Source organism: Kitasatospora sp. NPDC004614 (assembly GCF_042873675.1).
Lineage (GTDB): Bacteria > Actinomycetota > Actinomycetes > Streptomycetales > Streptomycetaceae > Kitasatospora.
Genome location: NZ_JBIALR010000006.1, coordinates 164633 through 178881, shown reverse-complemented (window position 1 = coordinate 178881; position 14249 = coordinate 164633). Strand labels below are relative to the sequence as shown.

Annotated in this window: 15 protein-coding genes; 9 read left to right on the top strand and 6 right to left on the bottom strand. The window is 75.0% G+C overall.

Annotation, left to right across the window (positions count from 1 at the left end):
• The first annotated feature begins 72 nt into the window (after window positions 1-72).
• The 5 genes from ACFYST_RS16225 to ACFYST_RS16205 all read left to right on the top strand — a co-directional run bounded on the left by ACFYST_RS16225 (window position 73) and on the right by ACFYST_RS16205 (window position 2856).
• Window positions 73-741 carry an HAD family hydrolase gene (locus tag ACFYST_RS16225; protein WP_387862821.1) on the top strand — a complete coding sequence of 223 codons (669 nt, stop codon included), beginning with the start codon at window positions 73-75 and terminating at the stop codon, window positions 739-741.
• Entirely contained in the window at window positions 741-1061 is a 321-nt protein-coding gene (locus ACFYST_RS16220; RefSeq protein ID WP_387646332.1) for a DMT family transporter, read from the top strand. The genes ACFYST_RS16225 and ACFYST_RS16220 overlap by 1 nt, the downstream gene beginning before the upstream one ends.
• Before the next feature lie 142 nt (window positions 1062-1203).
• Window positions 1204-1761: a DUF6584 family protein gene (locus ACFYST_RS16215; RefSeq protein WP_387862818.1), complete on the top strand. Its 558-nt coding sequence runs from the start codon at window positions 1204-1206 to the stop codon at window positions 1759-1761.
• A gap of 13 nt (window positions 1762-1774) precedes the next feature.
• Window positions 1775-2332 carry a DUF6584 family protein gene (locus ACFYST_RS16210; RefSeq protein WP_387862815.1) on the top strand — a complete coding sequence of 186 codons (558 nt, stop codon included), beginning with the start codon at window positions 1775-1777 and terminating at the stop codon, window positions 2330-2332.
• A 32-nt stretch (window positions 2333-2364) separates the two neighbouring features.
• On the top strand, window positions 2365-2856 hold the full coding sequence (locus tag ACFYST_RS16205) for a DUF6584 family protein (RefSeq protein WP_387646339.1): 492 nt from the start codon (window positions 2365-2367) through the stop codon (window positions 2854-2856).
• An 18-nt stretch (window positions 2857-2874) separates the two neighbouring features.
• On the opposite strand, the gene ACFYST_RS16200 is transcribed toward ACFYST_RS16205, so the two are convergent.
• From ACFYST_RS16200 to ACFYST_RS16185, 4 genes are all read right to left on the bottom strand, one after another.
• Entirely contained in the window at window positions 2875-4089 is a 1215-nt protein-coding gene (locus ACFYST_RS16200; protein ID WP_387862812.1) for a glycoside hydrolase family 3 N-terminal domain-containing protein, read from the bottom strand.
• A 123-nt stretch (window positions 4090-4212) separates the two neighbouring features.
• Window positions 4213-4893: a phosphonatase-like hydrolase gene (locus ACFYST_RS16195; protein WP_387862810.1), complete on the bottom strand. Its 681-nt coding sequence runs from the start codon at window positions 4891-4893 to the stop codon at window positions 4213-4215.
• Window positions 4894-4917: 24 nt separating this feature from the next.
• Window positions 4918-6039: a TIGR03364 family FAD-dependent oxidoreductase gene (locus ACFYST_RS16190; protein WP_387862808.1), complete on the bottom strand. Its 1122-nt coding sequence runs from the start codon at window positions 6037-6039 to the stop codon at window positions 4918-4920.
• A 131-nt stretch (window positions 6040-6170) separates the two neighbouring features.
• Window positions 6171-6809, bottom strand: a complete 639-nt coding sequence (locus ACFYST_RS16185) for a phosphatase PAP2 family protein (protein WP_387862807.1) — start codon at window positions 6807-6809, stop codon at window positions 6171-6173.
• 189 nt (window positions 6810-6998) lie between these two features.
• Between ACFYST_RS16185 and ACFYST_RS16180 the strand changes: the two genes are divergently transcribed.
• From ACFYST_RS16180 to ACFYST_RS16170, 3 genes are all read left to right on the top strand, one after another.
• Entirely contained in the window at window positions 6999-7367 is a 369-nt protein-coding gene (locus ACFYST_RS16180) for a BlaI/MecI/CopY family transcriptional regulator (protein WP_387646350.1), read from the top strand.
• Window positions 7364-8350 carry a M56 family metallopeptidase gene (locus tag ACFYST_RS16175; protein WP_387862804.1) on the top strand — a complete coding sequence of 329 codons (987 nt, stop codon included), beginning with the start codon at window positions 7364-7366 and terminating at the stop codon, window positions 8348-8350. The genes ACFYST_RS16180 and ACFYST_RS16175 overlap by 4 nt, the downstream gene beginning before the upstream one ends.
• A gap of 193 nt (window positions 8351-8543) precedes the next feature.
• Window positions 8544-9878, top strand: a complete 1335-nt coding sequence (locus tag ACFYST_RS16170) for a GAF domain-containing protein (protein ID WP_387862802.1) — start codon at window positions 8544-8546, stop codon at window positions 9876-9878.
• Here the strand turns inward: ACFYST_RS16170 and ACFYST_RS16165 are convergent.
• The gene (locus ACFYST_RS16165; RefSeq protein ID WP_387862799.1) at window positions 9797-10294 is read right to left on the bottom strand and encodes an SsgA family sporulation/cell division regulator; all 498 of its coding nucleotides are present in this window, start codon (window positions 10292-10294) and stop codon (window positions 9797-9799) included. The genes ACFYST_RS16170 and ACFYST_RS16165 overlap by 82 nt on opposite strands.
• A 274-nt stretch (window positions 10295-10568) precedes the next feature.
• On the opposite strand from ACFYST_RS16165, the gene ACFYST_RS16160 reads away from it, so the two are divergent.
• Window positions 10569-11474, top strand: coding sequence for a hypothetical protein (locus tag ACFYST_RS16160; protein ID WP_387862797.1), 906 nt, complete (start codon window positions 10569-10571; stop codon window positions 11472-11474).
• A gap of 199 nt (window positions 11475-11673) precedes the next feature.
• On the opposite strand, the gene pepN is transcribed toward ACFYST_RS16160, so the two are convergent.
• On the bottom strand, window positions 11674-14166 hold the full coding sequence (pepN, locus tag ACFYST_RS16155) for an aminopeptidase N (RefSeq protein ID WP_387862794.1): 2493 nt from the start codon (window positions 14164-14166) through the stop codon (window positions 11674-11676).
• Window positions 14167-14249: the final 83 nt, after the last annotated feature.

Sequence of the window (14249 nt, the reverse complement as noted above, 5' to 3'; positions counted from 1 at the left end):
CCGCCGCCCCGCACCGCGTCACCTCGCACCGCGACACGTCGCGTTGCCCGATGAGCCACGTAAGGTACCGCCATGCCTGCAACCCACCCCGCCGCCGTCCTGTTCGACATGGACGGCACCCTGGTCGACACCGAGCACCTCTGGTGGCAGGCCGCGGCCGAACTCGCCGCCGAGCTCGACCTCACCCTCACCGACGCCGACCTGCCGGACGTCCTGGGCCAGGCCGTCGAGCACACCGCCGCCCACCTGCACCGCACCAGCCGCACCGCCCGCGCCGAGTCCGACCTCGTCGAGCACCTGAACAACACCTTCGCCGCCAAGGTCGAGGCCGAGATCGTGCCCCGCCCGGGCGCCCTCGCCCTGCTCGCCGCGCTCCAGGAGGCCCGGATCCCAGCCGCCCTGGTCTCCGCGTCCCCGCGCCGCGTCGTCGATCTCGTGCTGAGCGCTCTCGGCCCGCACTGGTTCGCCACCACTCTCGCCGCCGAGGACACCCCCCGCACCAAGCCCGCCCCGGACCCGTACCTGGCCGCCGCCGACCGTCTCGGCCTTGACCCGGCCGCCTGCGTCGCCGTCGAGGACACCCCGACCGGTGTCGCCTCCGCGCACGCCGCCGGCTGCGCCGTCCTCGCGGTGCCGTCCACCGTCCCGATCCCGGCCAGCGACGGCATCACCGTGCTGGACAGCCTGGAGCGCGCGGACCTCGCGCTCCTCGGCTCCCTCACCGCCGCCCCGGCGTCCTGATGCCGTATCTGCTGCTCGCCCTCGCGATAGCCAGCGAGGTCTGCGCCACCAGTCTGCTCAAGCTCACCGACGGCTTCTCCCGCCTGTGGCCGAGCCTCGCCGTCGCCGTCGGCTACGTGCTGTCGTTCTACCTGCTGGGCCGCGCCCTCAAGCACATACCGGTCTCCGTCGCGTACGCGGTCTGGTCCGGCGCGGGCACGGCCGCGGTCGCGGCCATCGGCGCCACCTTCTTCGGCGAGTCGCTGGGCCGTCTCCAGTGGTGCGGCATCGCCCTGGTGATCGCCGGCGTGATCCTGCTCAACCTGCGTTCCAGCCACTGACCGCCGCACCACCGCTCCCCGAGCACCCCCGCACCACCGCTCCCCGAGCACCCCCGCACCACCCGACCAACCCGCGGTCCACCCGCTGACCTGCAAAGAAACCGAGTTGACCGCCCCGCCGCCACTCGGCCAGCATCCCCTCATGCCCCTGCAAGCCGCCCTCGCCCGCGCCGACGCCGATCTGGCTGCCAGCCGCGTCCCGATGGCCCGGCAGCGGCTGCGCAGCCTGATCGCGGACCACCCGACCGACCTGACGGCGCGCCACCGGCCGGCCGCCGTGTACCGCCTGTACGGCGAGCTGGCCGAGGCGGGGCGCCGGAACTTCCTGGACGAGTCCGCCGACCCGGCGGAGACCGCGGCGTTCGAGGCCCGCCACCCGGATCCGCCGCGCCGGATGATCGCCCTCTGCCGGCGCGCCCCCGAGAACCACGCCCCGACCGGGACGGCCCGCGCCCGCCTTACCGCCCTCCGCGAGCCCGCCCTCCGCGAGCCCGCCCTCCGCGAGCCCGCCCTCCGCGAGTCCGCCGTCGGCGGCGACGGCGGCCCGGTCACCTGGACCGACCTGTACATCGCCCTGGAGGACCGGGGCCCTGGGCCCGAACCCCACGACCTCCTGCTCCCCACCTGCCTGATCACCGCCGCCGCCCTCCTCTCCCCGGCCGTGATCGGCACGATCACCACCGTCCTCCGGTTCCTGTGAAAGCGTCCACCAAATGACCGAATCCACCCTGGCCAGAGCCGAGAAGGACGCCCGCGAGGGCCGCCCCGACCTGGCCCGCCAACGTCTGCTCGGCCTGCTGACGAGCCGCCCGACCGACCTGGCGCTCCGCCACCGCCTCGCCGAGCACTACCGCCGGATCGGCCACCTCGACGAGTCGGGCCGGTGGAACTACCTGGACGAATCGCTCACCACGGACGAACTCCTCGCCTTCGAACGCCGCTTCCGCGCCCCGTCCCGCCGGCTGGCCGTCCTGCGCTGGCCCGACCCCAAGCACAACCCGCCGCCGACCCCGCTCGCCCGCCGCCGACTCGCCGCCCTCCATCACCAGGCCACCGGCACCCCACCCAGCTGGCCCGACCACCCGGACGACGCGGCGACGACGAACCCGCCCCCGCCCCCGCGCCCGGTCCCGCCCCAACAGCCGTCACCGCGGCCCAAGTTCGCGCCACCCCCGCCCGGAATGCCGATGTACGTCGCCGCCTTCCGCCTGACGCTGCTCGTCACCGCCGGCGCGGCCCTGATCGCGCTGGTCCTGCACCAACTCGGTTGACCAGCCGCCCCCGGGCGGCAATGATCCGGGCCGTGAGCATCGAGTCCACCCTGGCCAAGGTCGACACCGACCTGCGCGAGCACCGGGACGACTTGGCCCGGCGGCGGCTGCGCGGCCTGGTGTCGAGCTACCCGACCGACCTGACGATCCGCCGCCGTTTCGCCAAGGCGTACCACGACTGGATGCACGCGGCCCAGGTCGGCCGGTGGAACTTCCTGGACGACGCGCTGACCTGGCCCGAACTCGAAGCGTTCGAACGGCAGTTCCGCGACCCGGCCCGCCGCCTCAAGCTGCTGGTCTGGCCCGATCCCGAGCGCAACCCGCCGTCGACACCGACGGCCCGCCGCCGACTCGCCATCCTGCACCGCGAGGCAACCGGCCGTCTCCCTGCCTGGTCGGACCTTCCGGACGACGGCCGGGAGGAAATCCTTCCGGTCCCGTCCGCGCCGCCGGCCTCGGACGAGCAGCTCCGCGAGCTCCGCCGCCGCCTCGCAGCCGGACACCTGCCCTCCACCGAACGCTGAACCCGCCTACGCCGCCCGCTACTTGAGCGAGTCCCGCAGCGCGTCCACCCGGTTCGCGGAGGCGGTGAACGCGTCCCGGTCCAGGCCCCCGGAGTCCAGCGCGCCCGCCAGGGCCGTCGCGGCCTGGTCGCCCTGGTTGACGTCGCGGGCGGAGCACAGGATCAAGTCGACTCCGGCGTCCGCGACGGCGAGCGCACGCTTGCCGGTGCCGCCGACGGGGTCGAGTGCCTTGGCCTCCAGCGCGTCGGTGACGGTGACGCCCTGGAAGTGGAGGCGGTCGCGGAGTTCGTCGCGGACGATGGTGCCGGACATCCCGGCGGGGGTGCCGGGGTCGAGGGCCGGATAGATCGCCCAGGAGAGCATCACCAGTTTGACGTTGGCGGCGACCGCGTCCTGGTAGGGGCGTTCGTCGACGGTGCGCAGCTGGTCCGCCGAGACGTTCAGGGTGACGGGTTCCTCGTCGGTGTTGGCTCCGGCGGGGGCGCTGCCGAGGCCGGGGAAGTGCTTGGCGGTGGCGGCGACGCCGGCGCCCTGCTGGGCCTTGATGAACGCGGAGCCGAGCTTGCCCACGACCGCGGGGTCGGTGCTGTACGAGCGCTGGGCGCTGTCGGCGAAGTCGCCGGGGGTGCGGTAGACGTCGAGGACGGGCGCCAGGTTGAGGTTGAGTCCGAAGCCGGAGAGCGTCGCGGCGGCCTGGCCGCCGGTCGCGGTGGCGGCGGCGGTGGGGTTGGCGGCCCGGCCGACGTCCTTCGCGGACTGGGCGGGCCCGCCGGGCAGTCGCCGGACCAGGCCGCCTTCCTGGTCGGTCATCAGCAGCAGCGGCCGGGGGTGCGGGGCCTGCTGCTCGGCCTGCCGGAGCTGGCTGACGGCGGTGCGCAGCACGGACGGGTCGTTGCCGACGTTCTCGGCGAAGAAGATCACTCCGGCCACCCGGCCTTCGCGGATGCGTTGCAGCAGCGCGGCGGGCGGGGTGGTGCCGGGGTAGGAGTAGACGATCCGCTGCCCGGCGAGGTCGGCGGCGGCCGCCGATGGCTGGGCGGTCGGCGAGGCGGTCGGCGACGGCGAGGCGGTCGGCGAGAGCGACGGCGACGGGCTGGTGGGCTGCGCGTTCGTGGTCGGCTCGGCGCTGCCGGTCGCGGGGCTCGGGGACGGACTCTTGGCGGGCGATCCGCAGCCGGCGGCCAGCGCCAGTCCGAGCGTGAGCAGGCCGACCGACCTCAGTGAGAGCGACATACCGTCAGATAAGCACGCGAACAACCATCGGGCCATCCCACGCGCGCCCTCGGGCTGGCCCCCGCGCGCCCCGGGGCGTCACCGCCCCGGGGCCACTGAACAGCACGTCAGCCGTACAGCACCTCAGCCGAGCAGCACCCCCGGCAGCTCGGCGATCGAGCCGAGCACATGGGTGGCGCCGTCGGCGCGCAGCCGGGCCTCGTCGTGGGCGCCGGTGAGCACGCCGGCCACCACGGACGCGCCGGCCCGGGTGCCGGTGAGCATGTCGTAGCCGGTGTCGCCGGCCACCGCGACCTGCCGGACCGAGTCGGTGCGGGTGCGCAGCAGCGCGGTGAGCACCATGTCGGGGTAGGGGCGGCCGCGGCCCGCGTCGGCGGGGCACAGCGTCAGGTCGGCGACGGACTCCCAGCCGAGCGCAGCCAGGATGCGGTCCTGGGTGGTGCGGGAGAAGCCAGTGGTGAGGACGACCTTCCGTCCCTGCCCGCGCAGTTCGGCGATCGCCTCGGCAGCGCCGGGCAGCGCCTCGCAGCGGCCTTCGTCGACCAGGCTGTCGTAGCCGGCCTCGAAGGCCAGGTTGGCGGCCTGGGCGCGGTCCTCGTCGCCGAACAGGTGACGGAAGACCGAGATCTTGGACTCGCCCATGGTGGCGCGGACGTGCGCCAGCATGCCGGCGTGCTCGGGGCTGCCGGGTTCGACGCCCTGGGAGCGGGCGGCGGCGGCGAAGGCGAGCTCCACCAGGCCGTCGTCGGCGACGGTGGTGCCGGCCATGTCGAGCACCACCAGGGTCACATCGTGCGTGGTCATGTTCTGCCTATGCGATCGAAGGTGTCAGAGGCCGGCGAGGTCGGCGGTGGTCTCGGCGATGGCGGGCGAGCAGGTCATGCCGCGGCCGCCGGGGCCGGTGACCAGCCAGGTGCCCTCGGTGATCTGCTGGCGGTGCACCACCCGGGTGGTGTCCAGGCACTGGGCGTAGACGCCGGCCCAGCGGCGGCGGATCTTCGGCAGCGGGCGGCCGAGCAGCGTCTCGGCGACCTCGGCGACGTGCTCGTAGGGGTCCTCGACCACGTCGAAGCCGAACGGCTGGTCGTACTCGTGGGTGTCGCCGATGGTGAGTCCGCCGTCCTTGCGCTGGACCATCAGCAGCTGCATCTTGTGCTCGGCGGCGACCGGCGGCTGCGGCTGGCCGGCGCGCAGCGCGTCCAGCTCGGGGCCGATGAAGGCGGGGTAGTAGCGGAACGAGTCGCCGTCGGCGACCGAGGTGGTGAGCGTCTCGCCCAGCGGGTCGGTCTGCATCATCTGCAGGCGCACCCGGCGCACCGGCAGGTCGGGGGCGAGTTCGCGGACCAGGCCGCCGAGCCAGGCGCCGGTGCACAGGATGACCTGGTCGCCCTGGTGCAGCTGCCCGTGGTCGTCGCGGACGGCGGCGGTGCCGACCACCTCGCGGACCTCGCGTCCGGGCAGGAAGGTGTAGCGGCCGGTGGCCTCCAGCGCGGCGCGCAGCGCGGGCTGGGCGACCCGGGATTCGACGGCGCCGTCCCGGGTGCAGTGCAGGCCGCCGAGGAAGTCGCCGCGCAGCGCCGGGTTGACGGCCCGGACCTGGTCGGCGTCGAGCAGCCGGTAGCCGCGGGCGGCGGCGTCGGGCAGCTTCACGGCGGCTTCGGCGACGGTGAGTTCGGCCTCGGTGCGGGCCAGCGTGAGCGAGCCGTTGGGGCGGAACCAGAGGCCGGGGACGCGGGCGCCGATCTGCTCCCAGAGTTCGCGGGCGCGCAGCGCGACCTCGAGTTCCTCACCGGCGGCGCGTCCGCTGACCCAGACCAGTCCGAAGTTGCGGACGGACGCGCCGCGTGCCTCGGCCTCGCGCTCGATGTGGACGACCTCGTGGCCGCGCTCGACGGCCTGCCAGGCGTGCATGGTGCCCAGCACGCCAGCTCCTACGACGATTACCTTCATGCGGACAGGCTCGGGCGCCGAGGTGGCCGCAGGTCGTCCGGCTCCCGTCGGACAGGTGAACCGCCCGCAAGAGTTGTCCATACAACCTGCGAGAGGTCAGGCGGCTCCGACTCCGAACAACCTGCGAGAGGTCAGGCGGCTCCGGCTCCGAGAACGGGGCCCAGCGGGCCGGTTCGCAGGCGGTCGACCAGCGGTGCAGCCCGTCCGGCGAGCGCCGCCAGCGGGAGCGCCACCACGATGCCGACCACCGCGGCCACCGCCACGTCGTGCGGGTAGTGCGCGCCGACCCAGACCCGGGAGGCGCCCATCAGCACGGCGGCGACCAGGCCGATCCAGCCGAGCCGGCGGTCGGCGTACCAGAGCGCGGCGGCGGCGGCGAACGCGATCACCGTGTGGTTGCTGGGGAACGACCAGTCGCCGGGCGCCGGGCAGGCCTCGAGGGTGAAGCTGCCGGGAATCTGCTGGCAGGGCCGGTTCTCCTCGACGATCCCCTTGAAGACCGAGTTGACCAGGTACGCGCCGACCACGATCAGCGGCGAGGCCAGCACCCGGGCCATCACCACCGAGTCGGCGGCCCGGGCCCGCCACCAGCCCCACACCATCAGCAGCGCGAACACCGCGAGGCCGTACGCGGACCATTCCTTGGCCAGCTGGTCGAACCAGTGCGGGGCGGACTCGGCCCACCCGGTGACCCGGGTGTAGAGGCTGCCGTCGATGCCACTGCCGTCGTAGGCGAGCAGGCGGGCGGAGGGATGAACGTTCGGAGTCACAGGGACAACATGTACCAGAACGGACGCGGCGTGCGGCGTGCTCGCGGTTCCGAGGAGCAGTGACTGGGGCAAGGCTGGCGGACCTCCCGTTACCTTGGGGGGGTCCGGTTCCGGGCACCCCCTTGGCGTCTACAGTGGTGTAGACGTCGATCGACAGGACTGTAGACGAACGCCGGAGGTTCGCGCGACATGACGGACACGACCGCCCGTCGGCCGGCGGGAGAGCTCGAAGCCCAGGTGCTCGCTGTCCTCTGGGCCGCCGGCACCCCGCTCACGCCGCAGCAGGTGCAGGACGCGCTCGACGCCGACCTGGCCCGCACCACCATCGCCACCATCCTGGCCAGGCTGCACGAGAAGGGCACCGTCGCCCGCACCAAGGCGGGCCGGGCCTTCGCCTACACCCCGACCGTCCAGGACGCCGACGGCCTCGCCGCCCGCCGGATGCGCACCGAACTCGAACGCGGCCGCGACCGCTCCACCGTGCTCGCCCGGTTCGTCTCCGACCTGTCCGGCGAGGACGAACGGCTGCTCCGCGAACTGCTCGGGGAGCAACCGTGACCTGGGCCGTCTGGATCCCGCTGCTGCTGCCGCTGCTCGCCGCCCCGCTGGCCCGCCGGCTCACCGAGCAGCTCGCCCCGCGCGCCGCCGCACTCACCCTGGCCAGCACCGCCGTCGTCCTCGGCACCGCCGCGCTGGGCTCGCTCGGCCTGCTCACCGTCACCGGCCTGCTGCACCTGCCGTACGTCGGCGCGCTCGCCCACTTCTCCCCCGCCCACGGCCTGCCCGACGCACTCTCCGGCACGCAGTGGGCGCCCGCCGCGGCCGCCGCCGCACTCGCCCTGCTGGTGATCGGCGCACTCGCCGCCCGCACCGCCCACCACCAGCTGGCCGACCTGCGCCGCGCCCGCCGCGCCACCGGCGGGGCGCCCACCGGCCTGCGCGACCGGCTGCGCCGCACCGGCCCGGCCGCGCTCACCGTCCTCGACGACGACCGCGCCGACGCCTACGCGCTGCCCGGCCGCCCGCCCCGGATCGTCGCCACCACCGGCATGCTGGCCGCGCTCAGCGCCCCCGAACGGGCCGCGCTGCTCGCCCACGAGCGCGCCCACCTGGCCGGCCGCCACCACCTGCTGCTGGCCGCCGCCGAGTACGCCGCCGCCTGCCACCCCGCGCTGCGGCCGCTGCGCGGCTCGCTCGGCTACCACCTGGAGCGCTGGGCCGACGAGTGCGCCGCCGCCGAGGTCGGCGACCGGGCGCTCATCGCCCGGGCGATCGGCCGCGCCGCACTCGCCGCCGCCCGCGCCCCGGCCGCCCCGCGCCCCCGGCTCGCGCCCGCCGCCGCCGGCGGCCCGGTGCCCCGCCGGGTCCGCGCCCTGCTCACCCCCGGCCCCCCGCGCCACCGCCGCGCCTCCCGCGCCCTGGCCGCGCTCGCACTGGCCGGCTGCCTGGCCGGCACCGCCGTCACCATCGCGGAGGCCGGCCACGACCTCCACCGGGCCGTCGAAACCGCCCAGGGCGAGCGCCCCGCACAGCACCGCTGACCGGGCGGAACCGGCCAGTGTGCACCGGCGGCCGCCGCGTGCACGAGATCATTTCCCCGGTTCGGCGTGTCCACGCCGAACCGGCCTACGCTGACAGCCGACGTCGACACGGGGGGTACGCATGCAGCACGGCAGCAGAGGCGTCCGGCCCCCGACCCGCGTGCACCTCCCCGCCCGCGCATACGAACGGATCATGGCGGGCGAGCGGCCCGCCCCCGACGACGACCACCCCGTCCGACCGGAGATCGAGGACTCCTGGGCCCGCCTGCGCCGCCTCGGCCTGGACCCGGAACGCCCCCGCGAGACCCACCGGCTGCCGCCCGCCGAACTGGAGGAACTGCGCCGCGCCACCGGCCTGGCCGCCGTCCTGCCGGTGCTGCGCTCCACCCTGTTCGCGCCCGGCGGCTCCACCCCGCTGGTGCTCGCGGTCTCCGACCCCAAGGCCCGGGTCCTGTGGATGGACGGCGAGCAGCGGCTGCGCCGCGCGGTGGACTCGATCGGCTTCGAGCAGGGCGCGCTGTGGGCCGAGGAGGAGGTCGGCACCAACGCCATCGGTCTGGCCGCCCGCACCGGCCGACCCGCCCAGGTGCACTCCGCCGAGCACTACCTGCGCAGCCACCAGAACTGGAGCTGCTACGGCGTGCCGATCCGCGACCCGCGCACCGGCCGCCCGGCCGGCGTGGTCGACCTGAGCGGCCCCGCCGCCGGCGACCACCACTACCTGCGGCAGCTCGCGCTGACCGCCGCCCGCCTCGCCGAGACCGAACTGCGCGCCGCCCACCTGGAGGCCCTGCACCACCTGCGCACCGTCGCGGTACCGCTGCTGGCCCGCTTCGGCGGCCCCGCGCTGGTGGTCGACCCGGCCGGCTGGACGGCCGCCGCGGTCGGCGTCCCCGCCTCGCCCCGGCTGGCGCTGCCCGCCGAGAACTGGGAGGGCGGCGGGGTGCGCTGGGTACCGACCCTCGGCGAGTGCGTGGTGGAGCCGCTGGCCGACGGCTGGCTGATCCGCCCGTCCGCGCCGCGGCCCGCCGAGGACGCCGAGCACCCCGGCGCCGGCCTGATCGAACTCGACCTGCGCCGCACCGACCGTCCCGAGCTGCGGGTGAACGGCAGCGCCGGCAGCTGGTCGCACACCCCGAGCCCGCGGCACACCGAACTGCTCCTGCTGCTGGCCCTGCACCGGGACGGCCTGAGCGCCGCCGAACTCGCCGAGGAACTGTTCGCCGACGCCGCCCGCACCGTCACCGTCCGCGCCGAACTCTCCCGCCTGCGACGGCACTTGGGCCCGCTGCTGGAGGCCCGCCCGTACCGGCTGGCGAACTGCGCCCAGGTGACGGTGCTCGGCCCCGACGACCCGTACGACCTGCTGCCCGGCTCGGCCGCCCCGGCCGTACGGGCACTGCGGGCCGACCTGGCACACGGCGTACTGCGACTGCCCGGAGCGGCTCAGCCCTCGGCCAGCAGCTTCGCCAACTCCTCGTCGTCGGGCAGCAGTTCGGCCTCCTGGCCGTCCGGGACGATCCGGTAGCTGCGCTCCAGCCAGTCCTTCACCTGCGGCCGGGGCACCTCCAACAGCGCACTGCCGTGCGGGGACTCCAACGCCAGGTGCAGGGTGAGCCCGTGGCACGGGCAGTGAGTGGGCCACAACTTGACGTCGCCCTGGCCGGACAACGAATCCAGGCCGTCCCGCAGCAGATCGCGGGAGAACACCCAGTCCGCCTCGTCGGGACGCCCCGCGTGGAACGTCAGGCGCACCTCGTACGGCGCGGCGGCGTCGTAGCGGAACCGCGTCCGCACCTCGCCGACCTGCTCCTCGTCCAGCGCGATCCGCAGCACCAGCGTCTCCTCCAGCACCCGGGGCACGGCGGCACCGGCCGGCTCGCCGCCCGTGGGGGTGGCGGCGAGCGGCTGGTCGGACGGGGCGGGCAGCGGATCGCGCGGCATGACTGTCTCTCCGGGGCGGCTGGGTGTCCGCCAAGCCTGCTCCCGCACACCGGCGCCCGCAACGGTTGCAGGGGGTTGCACGGGTGTCCGCTTCCGGCCGGCGGGCGGCGGCCCGATTCGCACCCGGGTTCGGTCCGGAATCTGGCGGACCGTCAGGCCGCTGGTACTCTCGTCCTTCCTCCGCCGTTCGTCCGGGCACCCCCGGCGGCGCGGGATGCGGCGTGGCGTTCGGACCGAACGCCGGACGCGGACCAGACCCAGGAAGGGGAGCCCGGTGGCGCTCCGCGAGCACTCCCGGCCCGTCGCCGCCGGGCGAACCGGCCGGCACGGCCGCCCCCGGCCCTTCGGCGGACGGCTCCGGCTGCCCACCATCCGCTTCTCCGGCGCGGCGATGGCGATGTCCACGGTGGTCGGCATCAGCCTGGCCACCACCTGGCTGCTGAACGAACAGCAGCAGATCGGCCGCCGCCCCGGAGTCACCGTCGGCGGCCCGCCCGTCCCCAGCCCCGACGCCTCGCCCACGACCAACGCCACCCCCGTCGACGAGCCCACCGACACCCCGCCGCCCCCGCGCGGCTCCGCGACCGTCTCCCCCGTCCCGGGCCCGACCCGCACCGGAGCCCGCCCCGCAGCCGCCACCGGCCCGGCCGCACCCTCCGCTTCGCCGAGCATCCCCGCCGCCCCGTCGACCCGGCCCTCGCCGTCGATCCCCGCCGGCCCCACCACGCCGTCCCCGACGCCGTCCCCGAGCGACACCCTCTCGCCCTTGAACCCCGCCGAGCCTTCACCGACGGCCGCGCCCGCCCCCTCGCAGCCGCTGAGCGGCACCGCCCGGGTGGACGCACTGGGCCGCGCCGGCACCCGGCACGTCGTACAGATCCAGCTCGACGAAACGATGACGGCCCTCCAGGTCGAGTTCCGCCTCGCCCGCCCCGCCGCCCTCCCCGGCACCGTCCCCGCCACCGACCTGCCCGGCGCGGTCGCCACCATCGCCCTCGAACGCGACACCCTGATCTACCGCTTCACCACCCCGTCCCACCTCCAACTGCCCCCCGGCACCTACACCTTCACCGTCACCGGCGCCCTCGCCGCCCCCACCCCCACCACCCCGGAAACCTGGACCGCCTCCGCCTTCGCCCTCCCCACCACCCGCGCAGTCGCAGCCCGCGGCAGCTTCTGAGCCTTCGGCAGGGGGGAAGCCGAGCCCCGTCAGGGGCCCGGGGAACGGCGGGGCCGTGCCTGCGGAGGATCAACAGGGCGCGGAGCGTTCCGCCGTTTCTGGCCCCCGTCTCTGACCCTCCGCAGCCACGGACAACCGCTGTCCCCGACCACCCGCAGCCACGGACAACCGCCGTCCCCGGGCCCCTGGTTTCGCACCCCTACTCGAACGCCACCCGAATCGCCCGCGCCCGCCGCAGATCGTCCGCGCAGTCGGCCAGGTTCCGCCGCAGCCCGGGCGTCAACTCCGGCTCCGCGAGCGCAGCTTCGGCCGCAGCCACCACCTCGGGCGTCGCCTGGTCCACTGGGAACAGCGTCCCCCCGAGCAAGTGCGCGACAATGTCGCCGCGGTCCGAGGCCTCCCCGATCCGCTCGAAGTACCGCAGCGCGTACGCGGCCTTCTCCTCCGGGTCACCGGAGGCCCAGAAACCACGCGCGGTGGCTTCCAGCAGACGGTTGGACATCGACTCGGGCGTGAACAGGACCTGCCACGCCGCGGCCTTGGCCGCACTCTCCGGCCGGGCCGCCCGGCACTGCGCGGCGCCGAACTCGGCCTCGGTGCCGGGCTCGCGGGCGAGCTCCGCAGCGATCTCGTCCTCGGAGAGTTCGCCGAGCGAGGCCAGTCGGGCCAGGCCCGCCCAGCGCAGCTCGGGGCCGATCTCCAGCCCGGCGGGGACCCCGTCGCCGGCCAGCCAGCCGCGCAGTTCGGCGAGTTGCTGCTCGCCGCCGGAGGCCTCCACGGCGACCCGCAGCGCGGCCAGCCGGATTCCGTCGCCGGCGCCGCCGGTGACCAGCGCGCGGGCGGTGCGGCTGAGCGTGGCCAGGCCGTCGGTGCGGCGTTCGCCGGTCAGGTGCCGGCCGACGACGTGGAGGTGGGCGAAGGTGAGCACCGCCTCGACGATCGCGTCGGAGGTCTCGGCGGGCAGGTGCCGCTCCAGCAGGCCGAGGTAGGCGACCGGGTCGAGCTCGGCGTCCCGGACCAGGTCGCGGGCGTGTGCCCAGAGCACGGCGCGGGTGACGTCGTCCTCGACGGCGGACAGCGATTCGGTGACGAGCTGCCAGGAGTGCGCGTCCAGGCGGATCTTGGCCCAGCTGAGGTCGCCGTCGTTGGGGACGACCAGCTGCGCACCGGCCTCCACCAGGGCGGGCACGGCGACCCGGCGGCCGGGGGCGAGCTCGACGGCGGCGCGGCCGACGGGGACGACCCGGCCGTCCTCGATCCGGTAGCCACCGACCTCGATCAGGTGCGGCCGCTCGCCCTCGTTGACCACGGTGAGCGCGGTCAGGGTGCCGTCGGCGGCGCGCTCGGTCTCGGCGCGCAGCGTGTCGACGCCGCTGGTGCGCAGCCAGCTCTCGGCCCAGGCGTGCACGTCGCGGCCGCTGGCGGTGGCCAGCGCGGCCAGGAAGTCGGGCAGTTCGGCGTTGCCGTACAGGTGGTCGGCGAAGTAGGCGTTCAGGCCGGTGAAGAACGCCTCGTCGCCGAGCCAGGCGACCAGCTGGCGCAGCACGGAGGCGCCCTTGGCGTAGGAGATGCCGTCGAAGTTGACCATCGCCTCGGCGACCGAGCGGGTGCCGTTGCCGGCCACCGGGTGGGTGGAGGCGCGCTGGTCGGCGTCGTAGCCCCAGCCCTTGCGCTGCACCGAGAAGCCGGTCCAGGTGCCGGTGAAGCGGGTGGATTCGGCGGCGATCCGGTAGCCGAGCATCTCGGCGAACGACTCGTTCAGCCACAGGTCGTCCCACCAGCGCATGGTGACCAGGTCGCCGAACCACATGTGGGCCATCTCGTGGCAGACCACCATGGCGCGGCGCTCGCGCTCGACGTCGGTGGCCGGCGAGCGGAACAGCATCTCGTCGCGGAACACCACGCAGCCGGGGTTCTCCATCGCGCCCCAGTTGAACTCGGGGACGAACGCCTGGTGGTACTCGCCGAACGGGTAGCGCTCGTCGAAGAATTCGTGCAGCCGGTCGAACGAGGCGGCCGTCACCTCGAACAACTCGGGGGCCTCGCGGTCGAGTTCGGCGGCCAGCGAGCGGCGGGCGTGCAGGCCGAGCGGGATGCCGTCGTGCTCGCCGTACACCGAGTGCAGCGGGCCGGCCACCACGGTGAACAGGTAGGTGGAGATCGGCTTGGTGGCGACGAACTCCCAGTGCCCGCCCTCGGACTTGACCGGCGCCCCGTTGGAGACCAGGGTCCAGTCCTCGGGGGCGGTGGCGGTGAGGGTGATGGGGGCCTTCAGGTCGGGCTGGTCGAAGCAGGCGAACACCTTGGCCGCCAGGTCGGGGCCGCAGGTGGCGTACAGGTAGACCGCGTCGTCGGCGGGGTCGGTGTAGCGGTGCAGGCCCTCGCCGGTGCGCGAGTAGCGCATCTCGGCCTCGATCAGCAGCTCGTTCTCGGCGCGCAGTCCGGGCAGCGCGAGCCGGTTGCCGTCCAGGGCGGCCACGTCCAGCGGCTGCCCGTTCAGGACGGCCCGGTGCAGGGTGGCCGGCTCCAGGTCGACAAAGCTGTCGCTGCCGGGCTCGGCGCATCCGAACCGGATCACGGTGGTGCTGCCGAACCGGTCCGGTCCGCGGGTCAGGTCGAGGTCGACGGTGTAGCCGTGGACCGCCAACAGGCGGGCACGGACAGTTGCTTCGGCTCGTTGCAGTGCTGGCATGACTGCATGCTCGCCGAGCCCGCCCGGGACCGGCAAGCGGGTTCGACCCGGATTCGCTGGCGGCGTACCAGGGGCGGTCCGGG